Raw genomic sequence first — 14785 nt, forward strand, 5'->3', positions numbered from 1 at the left:
TGCGCTGACCCTTGGGCTCAAGCCCTCAAGCGGCTTCGATCCCGATATGTCTTACCGCATTGGCCCCGCTCAATTCGGGGCGACCACGACCCCCCAAGGCTGCTCGCCGACTTGAACCGAACGGATCACTGTTTCCTCCTTGACATCGATGATGCTGACATCGTTGGAGTTGCCGTTCGTGGTGATCAGGAATTCCTCGCCCGGGGTGAACGCCATTTGCCAGACACGCTGTCCGACAAGCAGGTAATCGAGAACTTCATCCCGCGCCGCATCGATCACCGCAACCCGGTTGGCCGGGCCGAGCGCCACGAAAACGCGGGAGCCATCCTTGGTCGCCTTGATGCCCACCGGCTGCAACCATTCCGGCAGAATGCCCGGCACGGCAAAGCCGATCTTCTTGGCGATCGCCGGCTCGGGTCCCGTAAGGTCGATCACCGAAACGGTGCCGCCGATTTCAGAGCTGACGTAAAGCTTTTTGCCGTCGGCGGTGAATTCGGCATAGCGCGGGCGCTGGTCCACCCGCACGTTGTGCTCGATCTCGTAGGTGGAGGCGTTGATGAAATGCGCCATATTGGTGGTTTCGGAGGTATTGATGATCGTCTTGGCATCCGGACTGACCGCAACACCTTCCGGTTCTACGCCGACAGGCACCTCGGCCAGCACCTGATGCGTCTTGACGTCCACGACAGTCACCAGGTTGTCGTCCTCATTGGCGACGTAGAGCGGATTGCCCGAGGGATCGAGAACGAATAGCTCCGGATCGGCGCCTGATGGCAGTGTATGCAGTTCCTTGTAGGTTTCGGGATCGAAGACCCGGACGGTGTCGTCGTCGGAAGCGCAGACATAGAGCTCCTTCCCATCCGGGCTGATCGTGATGCCGCGCGGCCGGTGGCCGGCCGGGAACGTGGCGATCACCTCCCAGCTCTGGCTATCGAGCACGGTCACGTCATTGCTGCGTTCGTTGGTCACGAATACCTTGTTGGCCTCGGCAGGACCGGCAAACGTCAGAACGGCTGGCAGAAGCACCACTGCGGATCTCAGCATTCTATCCTCCAAAGGCGTGGCAAGCGGTTTCAGGTGCATCGATACCCAGTGTGTCGAGCGGCGAATGCTGGTGCAGGTAGCCATCCTGCGGCGAAATCGAAACCGTCACCCGGCCGTCAGTCAAAAGGACCGGCTGGCGCAGTTGCCCGTTCCATGGGCGGAAGGTCAGCTTCTGGCCCTTGAACGCCGCCAGTTCGAAATCTGGCGAAAGGGCATAGGCCCTGACGGACGCCGGATCGGCCTTGCCGGACTGCGTCACCGCTTCACCGATCACGCGCATGGCAAGCCAGGTCTGGTAGTCCTCCTCGCGCATGCTGCGGCCGGCGAGTTTCTCGAAGCGGCGCTGGAACTGCGTCGCGCCCCAGGCTTCATGGGCAGCATGCCAGGACACCGGCCGAAGGCCCGCGGATCCTGCCACGGGCCTCGGTTCCCAGGAGTGATAAGGCAGATAGGGCGCGAAGACACCGGCCTCGTCGGCCGCGATGGTCACGTCGTAATCCTCGGCATCCTGGGTAAATACGGGGATCTGTTTCTGCACCATGACGTGGCCGGTATCCGTGCGCCGGGCGCCGCCCGTGTCGACGAACTCGCGCTCCTCGACGATCGTCGCGCCGAACTTGGCGGCAGACTTGCGATAGTTTTCTGCCAGAAGCTGGTCTTCGGAATGCGAGCCGTGGATCAACAGGATGCGCGGCCATTTCTTCCACATGAGGAACTGGATGACGCTATCGCTGAGCATGGAGCGGCTCGGAGAGACATGCAGCACATTGGCACGGCAGTCTGCGTCGCGCAGCGTCTCGTCACGAGCGCCTGCATTCAAGAGCAGCACGTCGGGACCGGCTCTGTCGGACAGCGCCTTCAGGGCGTCGCCTTCGGCGATCACCGTGATCAGGCCGAAACCTTCGGCTTTCAGCGAGGCCAGCGCTGCCGCCGCCTTATCCGATGCAACCGCCTGCGTTTTCAGCGTGTAGTCCGTGTCCGTGAAGGCGCCGGTCGTCCGATTGTCCTCGTTGCCGAGCATTGCGCCGGCAAAGCCCAGATCGGCAGGTGGCGCGTCGAGCCGCGAAATCGGCGGGCCGACCACGCGATCGATCCTGAGCACCGCGGCCTTCACCTCCATTGCCCGCAAGGGGAGCGCGACAAGCATCGCCGCGCCAAAAGCGGCAAGCGCAAGCCGTAGGTTGGACATTATCGGAACGACCTCCCAATTTACCTGACACCCCCTTGGGGGAAGAGACTAACAGGGCAATTTGTGCCGTAAAACCGCGACTTAAGGAGCGTGGTTGTCGAGCGGCCCTGTCCCCATATCGTTCACGAGCGGCACCCCCGCCTCCGTGAGAATCGTGTTGATTTCGGGCTGGTTCCGGCGGATCAGGGAGTTCAGCTTGCGCTCCCAGACCTTTTCGCCTTGCCGCACGCCCATGGTGATGCGGTAGAAGAGCTTCGGCGGAGTCGGCTCCGACAAAAGCGGCGTTGCCTTCAGGTCCGGATGGCTCGCCTTGACCAAGGGCCCGCCGATCGGCCCCCAGAGAATGGCTGCGTCTATGGCGCCAGCCGTGAGGTCGGCAAGCATGTCGTCGGCTGGGTCCTCGTAACGCCGATCGACCATCAGATGGTACGGCTTCGCTTTGGGCAACAGTCCGTTCCTCGCCATATGCGTCGCCGGTGGGGTTCCCGCGATGATGCCGATCCGCTTGTCCCTGAGGAGTGGATCGGACAGCTTCCTGACGCCGGACAGCGGACTGCTCGCAGGAACGATCAGCACATAGGCCGATGTGTAGTAGTGGTTGGTATTCAACACCAGTTCGTCGCCCTGGGCGTAGCCGATGACCACATCGCAGGCATTGGCCTGCAGCGTCTTGCGAACGAAGCCGGTGGCCATTGGAAACCACATATAGTCCAATGGCAGTCCGAGCCTGGACGCCATCAACTCGGCAATCTTGTTCTCGTACCCTGCGCCCGCGCGATCCGACATCGGCAAATTGGCCGGATCGGCACAGACACGGAAAGCTGTCTTCGATACCAGGTCCGAGGTCTGTGCCACCGCCGGACCGATACCGACGACGCCCAGGACCAGAACGCTGACTGCTGCGACGAGGCTAGTTACTGCCGAGGCACGACTTTTCAGCATCCCGGATCGCATCCGATTTCGCTTCCTTCTTGGCCGGGCGTCCCCGCGGCAAGGCACCGGAGCCACGCGCTTTCAAATAGGTATATATGTCATCGAGATAACACATGACGTTGGCGTTCTCGCCGAATGCGGGCATCACCGAGTGCTCGGCCACGTTCACCTTCTTGCGTCCGTTCGTGACGACTTCGAGGAAGGCGTAGTAGTCCAAGTTTACGGCGGAGTTTTTCAAGGCCGGCGCATAGCTCGAGCCCTCGCCCTCCGGACCATGACAGACATGGCAATCGGAGTGATAGCGGCGGAAGCCCGAATAGGTCATCCAGTCGACCGTGCCATCCTTGGCGATATTGAAGGTCGGAACGTCGTCGGCGGTGTAATACCGCCCGTTCTCGCTGCGGACGGCGGTGATGTTGTCCTTTGGCGCCGATGCGTCTTCTGCGGCTGCGGTGCCGGCAACAAGCATCAACACGGAAAGGATCAACGGTATGGCGGGTCTGGTTCTGGTCATCTTGCGTCCTTTTAGGCGGGGACGAATGGACGCGGAATTTATGATCCGCGCCCATTCCCTAGAGCGCCGTGCGTTCAAGTGAACGCACAAAGGACGCTCTAGCACTTTGATTCTAGAGCATCTTATCCGCTTTCAGTGATTCCACTTGAAAGCGGGATGCTCTAGGCGAAGACTGCCGCTTCAATCCGGCAGCTTGAACACGGTGACCGTGCCGCCGAGCGCGGTGTAGTTGCTGAGGGCGGAATAGCCACCGACGGCTCCGAGGCCCTCATTCGGGTTGGTCAGGCCGGCTGCCAGACCAATACCGGCCCACCCGCCGACACCCGAGAGCACGGCCACGTATTGCTTGCCGTCACGGGCATAGGTCATCACGTTGCCGATCACCCCGGAAGGCGTCTTGAAGCGATAGAGCTCCTTGCCGGTATTGGCGTCGACCGCCTTCAGATAGCCCTCGAGCGTTCCGTAGAAGACCACGTCACCGGCCGTTGCCAGAGCACCCGACCAGACGGAGAACGGTTCCGGCAGGGACCACTTGATCTTGCCTTCCTTGTTGTCCCAGGCAATGAAGTTGCCCATGCCGCCGTGGCTATCCTTCGGCGGGTACATCGACAGCGTTGCCCCGACATAGGGCTGACCGGCGGTGTAGTTTACCCGGAACGGCTCGTAGTCCATGCAGACGTGGTTGGTGGGCACGTAGAACAGCCCTGTCTTCGGCGAATAGGCCGCGGGCTGCTGGTCCTTGGATCCGAGCGCCGCCGGGCAGATACCCGTCGAGTTGGTGTCCTCGCCATTCTGCTCGGTCGAATACTGCGCGACGACCTGCGGTCGGCCATACTGGTCCGACTTCGGGTCCATGACCACTTCACTCGCCCAGTTGACCTTTGGATCGTATTTCTCCGCCACCAGAAGTTCGCCGGTGACGCGGTCCATCGTATAGCCGAAGCCATTGCGGTCGAAATGGGTCAGCAGCTTGCGATCCTTGCCGTCGATCTGCTGGTCGGTCAGGATCATCTCGTTGACGCCGTCATAGTCCCATTCGTCATGGGGCGTCATCTGATAGACCCATTTGGCCATGCCGGTGTCGACATCACGCGCCCAGATGGTCATCGACCAGCGATTGTCGCCGGGCCGTTGGGTCGGGTTCCAGGTCGAAGGGTTGCCGGACCCGTAGTACATCAGGTTCGCTTCGGGATCATAGGCATACCAGCCCCAGGTCGTGCCGCCGCCGATCTTCCACTGATCGCCTTCCCAGGTGGTGAGGCCCGAGTCCTTGCCGACCGGCTTGCCCAAATGGGTGGTCTTTTCAGGATCCATCAGCGTATCGCTGTCCGGGCCCATGGAGTAACCGCGCCACAGGAGCTTGCCATCTGCCATCGAATAGGCCGTCACGTGGCCGCGGACGCCGAACTCGCCGCCGGATATGCCGACGAGAACCTTGTCCTTAACAGGCATGACAGTGGCTGTATTGGTCTCGCCCTTGGAAGCATCACCGTTCTTGACGCTCCAGATGACCTTACCGGTCTTGGCGTCGAGCGCCACAACGGTCGTGTCGGCCTGATGCAGGAAGATCTTGTTGTCCGCATAGGCCACGCCGCGGTAAACCGTGTCGCAGCACATCACGGGAATGACGTTCGGATCCTGTTTCGGTTCGTATTTCCAGAGGATCTGGCCATCTTTCTTGAGGTCCAGGGCGTAGACCGTATTCGGGAACGGCGTATGGACGTACATAATGTCGCCGATGACGAGCGGCGCACCTTCATGACCGCGCAGCACGCCGGTCGAGAAGGTCCATGCCACCTGCAGTTTCCCGACATTGTCCTTGTTGATCTGGTCGAGCTTCGAGTAGCGCAGGTTGGCGTAGTCGCCGGTCTGGATAGCCCATTGATTGGGATCATCGATTTGCTTCTGCAAGTCCGAGTTGGCGAGAGCGACCTGCGCGCTGCCGCCTATCGACATCAAGGCAAGCAATGTAAGAAGTCGTTTCATTTTCATCCTCCTCTCGAGTGCTGCCGATCAGGGCCATTCAACCCGCTCGCCCCGGGAAAACCTCGTGGGTCTCCTCACTTCCCGGTATCGGCCTGCGACACTACCCCCGCCGCTTCAGTGAGCCCGGGGCACCTTCCTCCTGCTTGTGATTTCGGTTCCTCCTTCGCGTTAGTGCTTCGTGCGTTGCAATTTCGGGCGACCTGATCAAAGCGCGTCGCATGGCTGCAAACGAATGCGTCGCGCTTCAGGGAAACGTTGCCAAATATGCGATCAGATCGGCGCGCTCCTGGTCCTTGCGCAATCCCGCAAAGGTCATCTTCGTGCCGGGCAAAAAGGCTTTCGGGTTGGTCACGAACTCAGCGATCTTCTCAGGCGTCCAGGTCAATCCACCCTCTGCCGCCTTGGTCATGGCGGGGGAATAGGAGAACCCTTCAATTTTGCCGGCCGGGCGGTCGACCACACCGGTGAGCAGCGGGCCGGTCTTCGATTTGGCATCCGGACCGATCGCATGGCAGGCCTGACACTTGCGAAACACCGTCTTTCCCGTCGCTGGGTCGCCGGCTGCGGGATCAAGAGCAAGCGCCGGCGCAACCGAGCCTGCGAGAACTCCACCAAATACGACGACAACGGTCAGTGTGGTACCAGGTCTAAAAGCCATGCCTTCCTCTCCCTTACGCGGTGTTCAGCCGCTCTGCATGCCAGCGCACGTGGTCTTCGCCGAAGCTCGCCACGAAGTAATAGCTATGGTCATATCCCGCCTGCATTCTGAGGACGCCGGCCTGGCGGCGTTCGGCCATGAGCCGGGCCAGCGCCTCGGGCTGCAACTGTGCGAGGAACTGGTCCGCCGAGCCCTGATCGATCAGGATATCGCCCTGCCAGCCAAACTCGCTGAGGAGCAGGCAGGCGTCGTACATGCCCCAATGGGCCTCGTCGTCGCCGAGATAGGCCGAGAACTGCTTGCGGCCCCAGTCGGACCGGGTCGGGTTGACAATCGGTGCAAAGGCGGAAACGGAGCGAAACAGCCCAGGATTGCGAAAGGCGATCGTCAGCGCGCCGTGGCCGCCCATCGAGTGCCCGGTAATGCCGTTGACGCCGTTGAGCGGCAATTGCTCCTGCAGCAGGGCGGGCAATTCCGAGACGATGTAGTCATACATCCGGTAGTGCCGTGCCCAGGGCTTCTGCGTCGCATTGACATAGAAGCCTGCGCCCTGACCGAGATCATAGGCCTCGTCGTCGGCCACACCTTCGCCGCGCGGCGAGGTATCGGGGAAAACCAGCGCCAGCCCTTGCTCCGCCGCGTGCCGCTGCAAGCCCGCCTTTATCATGGCGTTCTCATGGGTGCAGGTCAGCCCCGAGAGATACCAGAGCAGCGGGACAGGCCGCGTCCGCGCCTGCGGCGGCAGGTAGAGGCCGAACGTCATCTCGACGCCGCAGACCTCGGAGGCGTGCCGGTAGACCGCCTGCGTCCCGCCGAAGCATTGGTTTTGCGTTACGAGTTCCATCTTCGCACTCAATAGACGACGACCGAGCGGATGCTTTCGCCGGAATGCATCAGCTCGAAGCCCCTGTTGATGTCGTCGAGCGGCATCGTGTGGGTGATCATCGGGTCGATTGCGATCTTGCCCTCCATGTACCAGTCGACGATCTTCGGCACGTCGGTGCGCCCGCGCGCGCCGCCAAAGGCGGTGCCCATCCAGGTGCGGCCGGTGACCAGCTGGAACGGCCGGGTGGCGATCTCCTGGCCGGCGCCGGCCACGCCGATGATCACCGACTTGCCCCAGCCGCGATGCGAGGCTTCGAGCGCCTGGCGCATCACCTTGACATTGCCGGTGCAGTCGAAGGTGTAGTCGGCGCCGCCGAACTGGTCGGCGCCGCGCTTGGTCATGTTGACAAGATGGGCCACGAGGTCGTCGCCGACCTCCTTCGGATTGACGAAGTGGGTCATGCCGAACTTCTCGCCCCAGGGCTTCTTGTCGTTGTTCAAATCGACGCCGATGATCATGTCGGCGCCGGCAAGGCGAAGCCCCTGGATGACGTTGAGGCCGATGCCGCCCAAGCCGAAGACGATCGCGGTGGAACCCATTTCGACCTTGGCGGTGTTGATCACCGCGCCGACGCCGGTGGTGACGCCGCAGCCGATGTAGCAGATCTTGTCGAACGGGGCGTCGGGATTGACCTTGGCGACGGCGATCTCCGGCAGCACGGTGAAGTTGGCAAAGGTCGAGCAGCCCATGTAGTGGTGGATCTTGTCCTTGCCGATCGAAAAGCGCGAGGTGCCGTCCGGCATCAGTCCTTGGCCTTGGGTGGCACGGATGGCAGTGCAGAGATTGGTCTTGCGGCTGAGGCACGACGGGCAGGCGCGGCATTCCGGGGTGTAGAGCGGGATGACGTGGTCGCCCTTCTTCACCGAAGTGACGCCGGGGCCGACGTCGACGACGATGCCGGCGCCCTCGTGGCCGAGGATCGCCGGGAACAGCCCTTCCGGGTCGGCCCCCGACAGGGTGAAATCGTCGGTGTGGCAGATGCCGGTCGCCTTGACCTCGACCAGCACCTCGCCGGCCTTCGGCCCTTCGAGCTCGACTTCGGTCACAACAAGGGGTTTTCCGGCTTCGACAGCCAGAGCAGCGCGTGTGCGCATCGATTCCTCCGGTAACTGCGTTCTGTAAGAGTGGCCCTGTGCGGCCCTGTACACAGATTACAGACGCGCCAAGGCGCAAAGACAATTGCGACCTTAGTGTGTAAAACGCGACCTTTGGCATCTCCATTGGTCAGCCTATACTGACGCTCGTTGGAACAGGGGAGACCGGAAATGAGAGTCGCCAGTTATGCGTTCGGTCTGGCACTTTGCCTGACGCAAGCTCCCGGCTTTGCCGACGCTGCGGACTTTTCCGATCCCGATTGGCCATGCATCCAGCGCAAGGTCGAGAACCTTTCGGCGAGCCTGATGTGGCCGGAGTCGATAGCGCCCGTGGCGCTTGCTCCTGCGGCGACGGAGCTGGTGGAAGTCGTGGCGCTTCGCCGGGTTACGCTCGAAGAAGCGGAGGCCCATGTCCGGGCTTTCGTCGAGAAGAATGCCCCTGTGGACGGCCAGCTGCTCGGCAATATCTTCCTCGCCGTATTCGATAAAATCGCCGACACGCGGGAGAAGCTGATCGCCGGGATTGCCCGCTATTCCCGCAGCCAGATCGCGCTCTCCTCGCGGATCGACGGCGGCCGCGTCGAGATGGCTAAGCTTACGCGCGAGAAAGATCCGGATTTCGACCGTATCGACAGGCTGGAGGAACAGATCGACTGGGACGAGCGCATTTACCGCGAGCGCGCGCAGGCGCTTACCTATGTCTGTGAAACGCCGGTGCTTCTGGAGAAACGCGCCTATGCCATCGCGCAGATCCTGCTCAGGCAAATGCCCGATTGAACCTACCACTCCACTTAGAGCGGAATGAGGAAAAGTGTGTGCGGTTTTCCGCCCGCATCCCGCTCTAACTTATTAGAATCGATCACGTTCATGATTTTAGGTCGATCCGACCTAAAATCATCGTGATCTAGCCACGTGGCATTGCGCGGCTTGAGGAGACCGGACAGATGTCATGGGAAGTTGGTTCAGAAGCACAACATCTCCGCCTCCGCCTGGGCGCGTCTAAGGTCGGCCACCATCGTGCGCGGCATGGCCGCCGACTTGAACATCGCCGTCTGTTCGCCGCCTGTCTGCTGGAGGGACAGCACCGTTTCGGCCTGGACATATTTCTCATAGGGCAGGATGGAAGCGATCAGATCGATCGAGCAGGCACATTTGCCCAACACCGCCCGGCTCTGGCCGTTGACCGCCATGCAACCGAACACGTAGTCGGCCCTCGCCTCGGTCGGATAGTCGTTCAGGCGCTCCGACATGCTCTGTCCGCTTGCCGGCACCGCGGCTGCCACAATTATCAGCGCGGATAGGGCCTCCCGCATCATGGTTGGTCCTCCCCTGCCCGTTTCAGGGTAATCGCATTGGAATAGCCGGCCTCTGCCCCGCCTGCGGCCGCCGGCACGGTGGCAACCAGCGAATAGTACCAGCCAGGAACGTCTTCCGACACGGTGACGGCAAGCGCAAGTTCGGCAAACCGCCCCATCCGTTCGCGTGCCTTGTCCTTTGTGAACGGCCGGATCGTCACCTCGCGCGCGGCGATGTCGCGGTTCTGGTAGCGGCGTGATACCGGCACGACTTGCGCATCCCGCAGCAGGGCCTCCTTGATCCGGTTGCGCATATAGAAGGGGCTGCCGCCCGACTGACCGGCAACATCGGCAAGCACGCTTTCGAGGAAGTACATGATGACGGGATTGCCGACCGAGGCGGGATAATTGCCAAGCGCGCGGGACCGGGTACCCTGATAGAGCGTCATGGAGACATTGTCGTCGGGCTTGATCTTGAGGCCTATGCCGAAGCTGCCGCCTGCCTGCCCGACATCGGTACCGGATACGACCTTGTCGTAGACAAGCGTGCCCTGCCTGGTCTCGCTCTTATCGGGCATCGCCTCTAGCCCCTTCAACGCCGTCGACCGAAAGAGAAGCTCGTAAGTCTCGGCAGCCGCGACCGGGCCATCGCCCATTCCAAGCAGGAACAAAGCAAAGAGGAGAAGAACACGCATCGCAAACCTCCCATGCTTCAGCGCCGCGCGTCGTACACGCTAAAGTCGCTGTCGCGCTGGCGACGAGCCTAGCAATGCCTGCCGCAAAGTCACCGGAGACCTTTGTCTGTGTTTGCTCACGCCACGCGCGCCCGGGTCTTCCAGTCGATCAATGCCCGCAGCCGCACCAGTTGCACCGGCTTGTTGAGCACGGCGAACGACATTTCGTTGCAGAGCTGCAGGAATTGGCGCTGCCGGTTGGCAGAAATGATGATTGCGGGGATCTCGATTCCCGCAAGCGCGCGCAGCGTGCGAATGGTTTCTATGCCGTTGTCGCCATTATCCAGCTGATAATCGACCAACAGAATGTCGGGCGCTGTGCCGATTTCCTGCATCAGCGCAGCGGCATCGACGGTCGAGGCGGCCGCCAGGACGCTCGCTCCCCAGCTCTCCAGCACTTGCGTCATCGCGTGAAGCTCGTCGGCATCGTTCTCCACGACCATGACGATGAGATCGAGGCTGCCATCGAGCATCTGCTCCATCATCGGGTTTTCGCAGACGCTGGCGCGGCCAGGCGCAACAAGCGGCACTTCGATCGAGAAGACGGAACCACGGCCGGGCTGTGACACCAGCCGGACGGGATGATCGAGATGCCGGCAGGCCCGCTCGACGATCGACAGGCCAAGTCCCATGCCCGTGCCTTTTCCGGCACCCCCGGCCCGGGTGAACTCGTTGAAGATCCGGGTCTGGTCCTCCTCGGAGATGCCGATACCGGTGTCCCACACTTCGATCCGCAGCCGATTGCCGCGCAGGCGGCAACCAACCAGCACACGGCCACCCTCTGTGTACTGGATCGCGTTCACGACCAGGTTCTGGACGCAGCGCATCAGGTAGCGCTGATCGCTGGTGACCCAGCGCGTGGAAGGGACTATCCGAAGCTCTATCCCCTTTTCCGTCGCCAAGGGCGCCAGATCCCCGGCGAGGCCCTGCAGCAGGCCTCCGAGTTCGAACGACGTGATGTTGAACTCGGCTGCCGGGCTATCGAGGCGCGAAATATCGAGGAGCGCCTGGAGGAGCGTTTCGATCGAGGTGAAGGACCGCTTGAGTCGGCCGACCACATCTTCCGTCCCGGGTTGCCCCGCCGTCTCCGTCAACATCGAAAGATAAAGTTTCGCGGCGTTGATCGGCTGAAGAAGGTCATGGCTGGCCGCGGCCAGGAAGCGGGTCTTGGATGTATGGGCTGTTTCGGCCGCCTCCTTGGCCTGCCGAAGGGCGGCCTCGATTTTGATTTGCTCGATGGCATGGATCTGTAGCAGGCGATTGGCCTCGGTCAGTTCGGCGGTCCGCTCCTGTACACGTTGCTCCAGAAGCGCTGCCGCTTGGGTCTCTGCGGTCACGTCCATGATCGACACGATGAAGCCGTCGCCAGGCAGGGAATGAATGCGAATGTCGAGGCTCATCCCGTCGCGTCGCCGACACCGTTCCTGCATCGTCTCGCCGCGGCGCATGACCTTGAACCAGCCGGCAAATTTCGACCGCCGGCCCTTGTGCTCGAGAATCTCGTGACGTTCGACATGTTCGATGATGCGCTGGAAGGGACTTCCCTTCTTGAGAAGCGAAAGCGGTACGCCGAGAAGCTCGCCGAAACGCTCGTTGCGAACGAGCAATTCGCCGCGTGACGAAAACGTGCAGATCCCGAGCGACATGTGGTCGAAAGCCGCCTGCAGGAAATGGGCCTGCTGGTCGATCAGGCGGTTCTTCTCGCGCCGGTTCTCCCGCACGATGTCGGTGATTTCGGTCTGCAGCACGGTGATGTTGCCGGAACTGGTCTGCCGGTAGGAAATCTGGAACCAGCGATCGTTCCTCAGCTCCATGACGAAGGACGAAAAGCGTTGACCGGACTCCTGCTCCGTTACAAGCGCCTGGGGACGGCTGATCCCTCCGTTTTCGTCCCGGTTCAGATACTTGCTGGCATTGACGGCCGCGAGATAGTCGTCGAAACCGAGACCGGGTCTGATCAGCGGCTCGACGTCGGCAAGCAGGTGCCGGAACTGGGCATTGCAGACCTGCAGCCGCTCTTCGGAGAAGAGAGCGAAGCCGTCTTCCATGGCCACCATGGCATCGGCAAGGTTTCTCTGGATGCGTTCCTGCGTCTGATAGGCAATCTCGAGCTCGCTCGACGCCCTGCCGAGTGTATCGAGGGCCTTTTCCAGGTCCTTGGTCTTTTCCCAGACTTCCGTCTGCAGGGCGATGGCCGATTCGAAAAGTGAATAGGCGGAGCCGCCGACCTCATGACCGCGCTCGGCCCGATTGATCAGGGCCTCGATGATCTTGGCCTGCTTGGCGATCTGGATCTTGTAGGGTTCGTCCGGATCGATCACAGCGGCGCACCTCCTTTTGGCCGGAAGAACGCGACGCCGACAAAGGTCTGGTTCACATGCACGCCGAGATGCTGTTCCCCATAAGTGTTGAAGCCGATGACCCGATGCTGGCGGAACTGCTCGGACGCCTTGCCGTCCAGGCCCTTCCGCGCGATCTCGAGCTTGCGCAGATAGCAGTCGAAACCCAGGATGAAATCGGGTGCCTCACCGTCCTTGTCCCTGACGGCGAGCCCCGTCTCGAGCGTGCGGATGACTTCCTTGCCGCGACCGAGCCTCAACAGCAGACCGTCGTCGATTGCCGACAGAAAGGTGAGGCCATGTTCGCCGTGAATCTGCTGGATCGCCCGCACGTGATAGAGATTGCGGTTGCGCACCAGTACCGGGTTCTCGGCGAAAACCATTGGCGACAACTCGCTGACCGGCACCTTGACGAGCCGGGCATACTCGTCGGCCGCCGGTGTGCCATTGATTTCCAGAACCAGCCGTTCCTCCGGGACAGCGCGGGTAACCACCATGCGTGTTTCCGTGGGCTGGAAATGGTCGAAGCCGAGGCCGCTAAAGTCCAGATCGGTTTCCAGGAGCAGAAGAAGCGCCGCGTTGCTGTGGAACTCGCCGTTGCGTAAAACCTGCGTGCGCTCGAACCGCAGCCCGTCGCCGGCCGACCCGCCGAACACGGGAATGTCCTTCAGGCCTGCCTCCAGGGCTGCCATCAGGATATCCTCCTGTTTGGACAGTCCATCGGCAAAAATCAGGGCAAGCCGCTTTCGGCCCGGCGTCGCACGGAATTGCGAGGCGAGCCGCTCCGTCTGCGACACGACATCGGCGATCGAAACCGGCGAGATGGGTTCGAACAGGATCGAGGCCACCCGGAAGTGATGCCGCTGGAAGGCGATTGCCAGCAAGGCGTCGTCTTCATACCCCCGCGACGTGATCTGGCCGGCCGTCGTGCAGCCGAAGACCACCGTGTTTGGTAGCGACACTCGCAAAGCCTTGGCGACGTCGTCGGGTTGAAGCCTGTTCGGCACGAACAGGAGGACAAAGCTTGGCCTTGCGGTGGCGAGCTGGCGTCTGATCTCGGCAAGCGCAATGGCCGCGTCGTCGGCACGCGATGCAGCAAGCCGCACCGCCTCCGCCGGTTTGCGGTCAAGATCGTCGACAGCCGTCATGCGCCGTCATCCTCCCTTCTAGAGCGCCGTGCGTTCAAATGAACGCACAAAGGACGCTCTAGCACCTTGATTCTAGAGCATCTTATCCGTTTTCGGCGACTCCACTCGAATACGGGATGCTCTAGAGCGCCGTGCGTTCGAATGAACGCACAAAGGACGCTCTAGCACCTTGATTCTAGAGCATCTTATCCGTTTTCAGTGATTCCACTTGGAAGCGGGATGCTCTAGTCTCGATTGCCTGGGCCGGCACGCCTCACTGCAGGCTGTGGCGGATCGAGACTTCGCGCACCAGCATCGCAGCCTGCGTGCGGTTATGGACGCCCAGCCGGCGCAGAAGCGCCGTGATATGGGCCTTGACGGTCGCCTCGGCCAGCTGCATCTCGTAAGCGATCAGCTTGTTGGGCATCCCTTCGCAGATCAGCCCCAGAATGCGGGTCTGCTGCTGCGACAAATGGGCGATCTTGCGCGAAATCGTTTCGACCGACAGATCCGTGGCTGTCGTGCGGGCCGGGATCGTGTAGCCGGGCGGCACATAGGTCTTGCCGTTCCAGATGTCCTGCATGGCCTCCTGGAAATTCTGCCGGTCCATATCCTTGGGAATGAAGCCTGCAGCACCGGCCGCAATAACCGACTGGACGACGTCCTTCGACGTAATCGCCGAGATGACGATCACTGGGATATCGGGCATCTTTTCCTTGATCTTCAGAAAACCGCTCAGACCCGACGCATCCGGCAGATTGAGATCAAGCATGATCAAATCTGGCGAGAACCGCATCCGCAGCTGCTGCATCGCTTCACTCAACGAAGTTGCAGTTCGAATTCGACGCGTCTTGAAGGTGCTTTCCATCGTCGCGGCCAAGGCGTCACAATAAAGCGGATGATCATCGATCACCAAGGCCGATTTTATTGAAAGCGAGTGGACGGGCAATGCGGTCCGCGACATAGCACTCCTCCCAAAATACTTC

The 14785-nt window shown here is 61.4% G+C and carries 14 protein-coding genes; 1 reads left to right on the forward strand and 13 read right to left on the reverse strand.

Annotation, left to right across the window (positions count from 1 at the left end):
- Positions 1–69: 69 nt before the first annotated feature.
- From RB548_RS31710 to RB548_RS31745, 8 genes are all read right to left on the reverse strand, one after another.
- Positions 70–1044, reverse strand: a complete 975-nt coding sequence (locus RB548_RS31710; protein ID WP_331376329.1) for a YVTN family beta-propeller repeat protein — start codon at positions 1042–1044, stop codon at positions 70–72.
- Position 1045: 1 nt separating this feature from the next.
- Positions 1046–2233 (reverse strand): ABC transporter substrate-binding protein, encoded by a 1188-nt coding sequence (locus tag RB548_RS31715; RefSeq protein WP_331376330.1) that lies wholly within the window; start codon positions 2231–2233, stop codon positions 1046–1048.
- Between the two features lie 81 nt (positions 2234–2314).
- Positions 2315–3187 carry a substrate-binding domain-containing protein gene (locus tag RB548_RS31720; RefSeq protein WP_331376331.1) on the reverse strand — a complete coding sequence of 291 codons (873 nt, stop codon included), beginning with the start codon at positions 3185–3187 and terminating at the stop codon, positions 2315–2317.
- Positions 3144–3680: a c-type cytochrome, methanol metabolism-related gene (locus RB548_RS31725; protein ID WP_331376332.1), complete on the reverse strand. Its 537-nt coding sequence runs from the start codon at positions 3678–3680 to the stop codon at positions 3144–3146. The genes RB548_RS31720 and RB548_RS31725 overlap by 44 nt, the downstream gene beginning before the upstream one ends.
- Before the next feature lie 180 nt (positions 3681–3860).
- Complete coding sequence (xoxF5, locus tag RB548_RS31730; protein WP_331376333.1) at positions 3861–5666, reverse strand: lanthanide-dependent methanol dehydrogenase XoxF5; 1806 nt, start codon at positions 5664–5666, stop codon at positions 3861–3863.
- A gap of 244 nt (positions 5667–5910) precedes the next feature.
- Positions 5911–6324, reverse strand: coding sequence for a c-type cytochrome (locus RB548_RS31735; protein WP_331376334.1), 414 nt, complete (start codon positions 6322–6324; stop codon positions 5911–5913).
- Between the two features lie 13 nt (positions 6325–6337).
- Positions 6338–7168 (reverse strand): S-formylglutathione hydrolase, encoded by an 831-nt coding sequence (gene fghA, locus RB548_RS31740; RefSeq protein ID WP_331376335.1) that lies wholly within the window; start codon positions 7166–7168, stop codon positions 6338–6340.
- A gap of 8 nt (positions 7169–7176) precedes the next feature.
- Positions 7177–8304: an S-(hydroxymethyl)glutathione dehydrogenase/class III alcohol dehydrogenase gene (locus RB548_RS31745; RefSeq protein ID WP_331376336.1), complete on the reverse strand. Its 1128-nt coding sequence runs from the start codon at positions 8302–8304 to the stop codon at positions 7177–7179.
- A gap of 171 nt (positions 8305–8475) precedes the next feature.
- Between RB548_RS31745 and RB548_RS31750 the strand changes: the two genes are divergently transcribed.
- Positions 8476–9081 carry a hypothetical protein gene (locus RB548_RS31750; protein ID WP_331376337.1) on the forward strand — a complete coding sequence of 202 codons (606 nt, stop codon included), beginning with the start codon at positions 8476–8478 and terminating at the stop codon, positions 9079–9081.
- A gap of 185 nt (positions 9082–9266) precedes the next feature.
- Here RB548_RS31750 and RB548_RS31755 read toward each other — a convergent pair whose 3' ends face one another.
- From RB548_RS31755 to RB548_RS31775, 5 genes are all read right to left on the reverse strand, one after another.
- Positions 9267–9620: a hypothetical protein gene (locus tag RB548_RS31755; RefSeq protein ID WP_331376338.1), complete on the reverse strand. Its 354-nt coding sequence runs from the start codon at positions 9618–9620 to the stop codon at positions 9267–9269.
- Entirely contained in the window at positions 9617–10294 is a 678-nt protein-coding gene (locus RB548_RS31760; protein WP_331376340.1) for a hypothetical protein, read from the reverse strand. Before RB548_RS31760 ends, RB548_RS31755 begins: the two co-directional genes overlap by 4 nt.
- A 116-nt stretch (positions 10295–10410) precedes the next feature.
- Positions 10411–12654 (reverse strand): hybrid sensor histidine kinase/response regulator, encoded by a 2244-nt coding sequence (locus RB548_RS31765; RefSeq protein ID WP_331376341.1) that lies wholly within the window; start codon positions 12652–12654, stop codon positions 10411–10413.
- Entirely contained in the window at positions 12651–13820 is a 1170-nt protein-coding gene (locus tag RB548_RS31770; RefSeq protein WP_331376342.1) for an FIST signal transduction protein, read from the reverse strand. Before RB548_RS31770 ends, RB548_RS31765 begins: the two co-directional genes overlap by 4 nt.
- 253 nt (positions 13821–14073) lie before the next feature.
- A complete protein-coding gene (locus tag RB548_RS31775; RefSeq protein WP_331376343.1) occupies positions 14074–14763 on the reverse strand; it encodes a response regulator transcription factor in 690 nt (229 codons plus the stop codon).
- Between the last annotated feature and the right edge of the window lie 22 nt (positions 14764–14785).

The sequence above is a fragment of the Sinorhizobium chiapasense genome, from assembly GCF_036488675.1.
Lineage (GTDB): Bacteria > Pseudomonadota > Alphaproteobacteria > Rhizobiales > Rhizobiaceae > Sinorhizobium > Sinorhizobium chiapasense.

Coding starts and splice junctions, on each gene's coding strand:
- RB548_RS31710 (WP_331376329.1), bottom strand. CDS start 1,044: ATGCTGAGATCCGCAGTGGTGCTTCTGCCAGCCGTTCTGACGTTTGCC.
- RB548_RS31715 (WP_331376330.1), bottom strand. CDS start 2,233: ATGTCCAACCTACGGCTTGCGCTTGCCGCTTTTGGCGCGGCGATGCTT.
- RB548_RS31720 (WP_331376331.1), bottom strand. CDS start 3,187: ATGCGATCCGGGATGCTGAAAAGTCGTGCCTCGGCAGTAACTAGCCTC.
- RB548_RS31725 (WP_331376332.1), bottom strand. CDS start 3,680: ATGACCAGAACCAGACCCGCCATACCGTTGATCCTTTCCGTGTTGATG.
- xoxF5 (WP_331376333.1), bottom strand. CDS start 5,666: ATGAAACGACTTCTTACATTGCTTGCCTTGATGTCGATAGGCGGCAGC.
- RB548_RS31735 (WP_331376334.1), bottom strand. CDS start 6,324: ATGGCTTTTAGACCTGGTACCACACTGACCGTTGTCGTCGTATTTGGT.
- fghA (WP_331376335.1), bottom strand. CDS start 7,168: ATGGAACTCGTAACGCAAAACCAATGCTTCGGCGGGACGCAGGCGGTC.
- RB548_RS31745 (WP_331376336.1), bottom strand. CDS start 8,304: ATGCGCACACGCGCTGCTCTGGCTGTCGAAGCCGGAAAACCCCTTGTT.
- RB548_RS31750 (WP_331376337.1), top strand. CDS start 8,476: ATGAGAGTCGCCAGTTATGCGTTCGGTCTGGCACTTTGCCTGACGCAA.
- RB548_RS31755 (WP_331376338.1), bottom strand. CDS start 9,620: ATGATGCGGGAGGCCCTATCCGCGCTGATAATTGTGGCAGCCGCGGTG.
- RB548_RS31760 (WP_331376340.1), bottom strand. CDS start 10,294: ATGCGTGTTCTTCTCCTCTTTGCTTTGTTCCTGCTTGGAATGGGCGAT.
- RB548_RS31770 (WP_331376342.1), bottom strand. CDS start 13,820: ATGACGGCTGTCGACGATCTTGACCGCAAACCGGCGGAGGCGGTGCGG.
- RB548_RS31775 (WP_331376343.1), bottom strand. CDS start 14,763: ATGTCGCGGACCGCATTGCCCGTCCACTCGCTTTCAATAAAATCGGCC.